General features: G+C 67.7%; 5 protein-coding genes and 1 pseudogene. 3 read left to right on the top strand and 3 right to left on the bottom strand.

Translation table 11 applies throughout. From position 1 onward, the window contains the following. From QZY48_RS07030 to QZY48_RS07020, 3 genes and pseudogenes are all read right to left on the bottom strand, one after another. Positions 1–472, bottom strand: a pseudogene (locus QZY48_RS07030) (ABC transporter permease); the annotation flags it as partial. Beyond that, positions 469–1,662, bottom strand: coding sequence for an efflux RND transporter periplasmic adaptor subunit (locus QZY48_RS07025; protein WP_295429452.1), 1,194 nt, complete (start codon positions 1,660–1,662; stop codon positions 469–471). The gene QZY48_RS07025 and the pseudogene QZY48_RS07030, both read right to left, overlap by 4 nt. Before the next feature lie 254 nt (positions 1,663–1,916). After that, complete coding sequence (locus tag QZY48_RS07020) at positions 1,917–2,186, bottom strand: AbrB family transcriptional regulator (RefSeq protein WP_295429449.1); 270 nt, start codon at positions 2,184–2,186, stop codon at positions 1,917–1,919. Between the two features lie 26 nt (positions 2,187–2,212). Between QZY48_RS07020 and QZY48_RS07015 the strand changes: the two genes are divergently transcribed. The 3 genes from QZY48_RS07015 to QZY48_RS07010 all read left to right on the top strand — a co-directional run. Then, positions 2,213–2,422: a hypothetical protein gene (locus QZY48_RS07015; RefSeq protein ID WP_295429447.1), complete on the top strand. Its 210-nt coding sequence runs from the start codon at positions 2,213–2,215 to the stop codon at positions 2,420–2,422. Between the two features lie 375 nt (positions 2,423–2,797). Beyond that, the gene (locus QZY48_RS34645) at positions 2,798–2,932 is read left to right on the top strand and encodes an antitoxin family protein (protein WP_366929646.1); all 135 of its coding nucleotides are present in this window, start codon (positions 2,798–2,800) and stop codon (positions 2,930–2,932) included. 146 nt (positions 2,933–3,078) lie between these two features. Continuing rightward, a partial coding sequence (locus QZY48_RS07010) for an Rpn family recombination-promoting nuclease/putative transposase (RefSeq protein WP_295429445.1) occupies positions 3,079–3,344 on the top strand: 266 nt, incomplete at its 3' end.

Here is a 3,344-nt window from a genome sequence, read left to right as displayed (position 1 = left end):
GCTCACCCAGCCGGAAGCCGGTCATCAGGTCCGCGACCGCCTCGTAATGGCCGCGGGTGAGGTGGCGCCCGGCGACCAGGAACTCCGGCTGGCCCGGCTCGCCGACCCCGCCGGGGACGATGCCGACGACCATGGCGCGGCGCTCCCGCGCGGCCTGATCGCCCGCCAATGGGCGCACCTGCATGGTGAGATAGGTGACATTGGCGGCGCGCGCCACCCCGGGCAGGGTCTGGATGCTCCGGTAGAGGTCATCCGCGAGGTTGGATGGTTCGGCGTAGGGGCCGAGGGTGTCCTTTTGGACCGCCCAGAGGTCGGCCCCGCTGTTGTCGAGCAGGATCTGCGCATCATCCACCATGCCGCGGTAGATCCCGGCCATGGACAGCGTGACCCCGATCAATAGCCCGAGCCCCATGCCGGTAAAGGCAAACTTGCCCCAGGAATGCAGGATGTCGCGCCCGGCCAGGCTGATCATTGCGGCACCCCCGGGAGCTGCCCGACCACCTTGACGGCACGCCCTGGGCGCAGCGGTGCCTGACTGTGCAGGACCACCTGATCACCCGCCTGGAGGCCGGAGCGGACCTGGACCCAGCCATCCAGGTCACGCGCCCCGGTCTCGATGACGACAAAGCGCGGGCCCGCGTCCCCCAGCCGCCAGACCCCGAGTTGGCCGTCGCGGCGGTGCAGGGCCGCATTGGGCAGCGCCGGGGCGGACGGCAGGGCGGCCAGTGCGACCGTGACCTCGGCCAGTTCGCCGAGTCGGGGCAGCGGATCGGGCAGGGTCGCAAAGGCGACCTTGGCCAACAACTCCTCGGTGATGGCGTCGGCCCTGGGCTCGACGCGCAAGACCTCGCCCGCCAAGGTCCCCAGCGGCTGGGAGCGCAGCGCAATGCGGGCCCCCAGACCGGCGGCCAGCGCACCGGCGCCGAGCTGATCGAAGCGGGTATCCACCCACAACTGCCGCGGGTCGATCACCTCCACCACCGACTGCCCCGCCACCACGGTGCTGCCGGGCTCGGCATCACGCGATACCACCAGCGCATCCACCGGGGCCAGCAGGCGCAGATTGGCCCGCTGACGCACCAGGGCCGCACGCTCGGCGCGCACCCGCACCAGGTCCTGCTCGGCGGACTCCAGGTTGGCCAGGGCCAAGGCGAGACCGGCCTGCGCCACCTCGCCCTCCTGACGCTTGGCCTCGACGGTATCCTCACTGGCCGTGCGGACCAACAGCAACTGCTCGTAACGACGCATCTGGGCGCCGGCGAAATCACGTCGCGCCTGGGCATCGCGCACCTGGGCATGGGTCGCCACCACCCCGGACTCGGCCCGGCGCAGGGCCGCGTCCTGGCCGGCGACGCGCTCGTCGAGGTCGACCGGGTCCATCTCACCGAGCAGTTGCCCGGCCTGCACCCGCTCGCCCACCTGCACCTCCACCCGCCCGACCCGGCCGGCGAAGGTCGGACCGACCCGATAGGTATAGCGCGCCGCGACGGTTCCCACCCCGAACAGGGCCGCCGTGATCGGGCGCTGCGCAACGGTGACGAGGGTCACCGGCACCGGGGCCAAGGGACCGCTCGTGAAGGCCAGCCACCCAAAGGCCCCGAGCAGCGGCACCAGCAAGGCAAACAGAGACAAGGCGCGCCGGCCTGGCTTGGGGAATTTCATGGCAGCTCGCGAGGATGGAGGGTGCAAGAGAAAGGCTCGACGGAGGTCCGAACCCTGCCCGGAGGGCCAGGGATCGCCGTCTCGACGAAAGTACCGCTCGCCGTGACCAGCGGCGGTGGTCCCGGCCTTCCGGGGCTGGCCGCTTGGCCGTGCGAACTGCCGCGATAGTGAACGCGGCGGCGCGGTGACGCCTTGATCCAAGTCAATCCCCTGTTCCAAGACCTGATCGCGCCGCTTCCGGCGGTATTGTCGCCCTAGGTGTCGCGGTTTACCTGTGCGCTACATGACATCTGCGCCCGCACCAACTCGGCGAGGAAGTCATGCGGTAATGGCGACTCGTCCAGGAGGGCAAACAGGAGCGCCAAGCGGTCCTCGTCGGGACCGGGCGCTATGGCGCTCAGGGTAATCTCGCCGGTCGCCTCATCCTTGCGCACCCAGACCTCCTCGCCGGCCAGTTCAAAGCCCGGGGGCAGGCGTAGGGTCTGCTGGTGGCCGGTGGTCTCGAGTTTGGCGGTTGCGATCATGGGCGGTCCGTTACGATGGCGACAACATGGGAGGTCTCAACTATCCTGATGCGCCCCACGCGCGCACCTGGTTTCGCATCGGGCATCGGGGCCGCAGTTACCTGCATCCCGGTGCCATGTCGCTCGGCTGCGTGACCGTCACCGAAACGGCCCGATGGGAAGAACTTTATCACCTGCTGATCGTGGCAAGAAAGGGAGATCGAGTTTCGGTCGGCGTCCTGCGGGTTGTCGAGTGAGTGTGCCCGCAGATGGGTAAGACACTGTTCCGCCCCGTCCCGCTCGTCGGTCCGCTGGCGATTCTCGCAATCGTGGCAGCCTGTTCCCCGCAACCCGACCAAGGATTGAAGTTGCAGGCGGGCGACGAGGCCAGACCGGAGGTTATTCTGCGGAAGTTTCGGCTGGGAACGGATGACGCCGACCACCGGCTTGCACAGGCGGTCTATGACGATGGTCTGGCCGTCATGAATCGCCAAGTGGCCCCGGAACTGCGATGGGGACCGGCATACAAGGCGTTCTGTTACAGCGCGCAACTGCACCCCGGATCGGGCCTATCATCAGGCATACCGCACCGTGCGCCCGGAGGTTCCCCATGACCCGATACCTGAAAAGCGATTTACGAGGGCGGCGTCTTCCGCCCGCTGGAGCCGGTTGAGATTGCCGAGCACCAGGAGGTTTCCCTGCTCGAAAGGGGGAAGGCATCTCGGTCGGGACCTTGCACGTCGTCGAATAGCGGAGCGCGCCGATGAACAATGGCCCAAGACCCCTGTCGCGCCTGCTGTGCGCAGCCAATGCGAGAACCGTGGTACGTCCCCTATGTTCCCGCTATTTTCCCGGCGCACGTCACCTCGCGGAAGCTTGCACCGCCAAGGCGCCACGACTAATCTCTGATGCCATGAACGAGATCGCCACACCCCACGACACCTTCTTCCGCGAGAGTTTCGGCCGCCGGGAGATTGCCGTAGACTTCCTGCGGCACCACCTGCCGCCCGAACTGCTGGCCGAGATCGACCTCGAAACCCTGGAAATTTCCAAGGACACCTACGTCTCCGCCGATCTGCGCTCCGCCTACTCCGATCTGGTCTATCGGGTACGCCATCGCGACGGGCCCTTGACGATCGCGGAGATCAAAGGCGAGGTACTGACCCGCCTGGTGCAGTT

The organism is uncultured Thiodictyon sp. (assembly GCF_903828115.1).
In the GTDB taxonomy this organism is placed as follows: domain Bacteria; phylum Pseudomonadota; class Gammaproteobacteria; order Chromatiales; family Chromatiaceae; genus Thiodictyon.
Note: the sequence above shows the minus strand (reverse complement) of the source record. Positions and strands in the feature narration are given on the sequence as shown.

Excerpts from the sequence above, each read along its gene's own strand:
- QZY48_RS07015 (WP_295429447.1), top strand. The coding sequence starts at position 2,213 with ATGGGAGGTCTCAACTATCCTGATGCGCCCCACGCGCGCACCTGGTTT.
- QZY48_RS07020 (WP_295429449.1), bottom strand. The coding sequence starts at position 2,186 with ATGATCGCAACCGCCAAACTCGAGACCACCGGCCACCAGCAGACCCTA.
- QZY48_RS07025 (WP_295429452.1), bottom strand. The coding sequence starts at position 1,662 with ATGAAATTCCCCAAGCCAGGCCGGCGCGCCTTGTCTCTGTTTGCCTTG.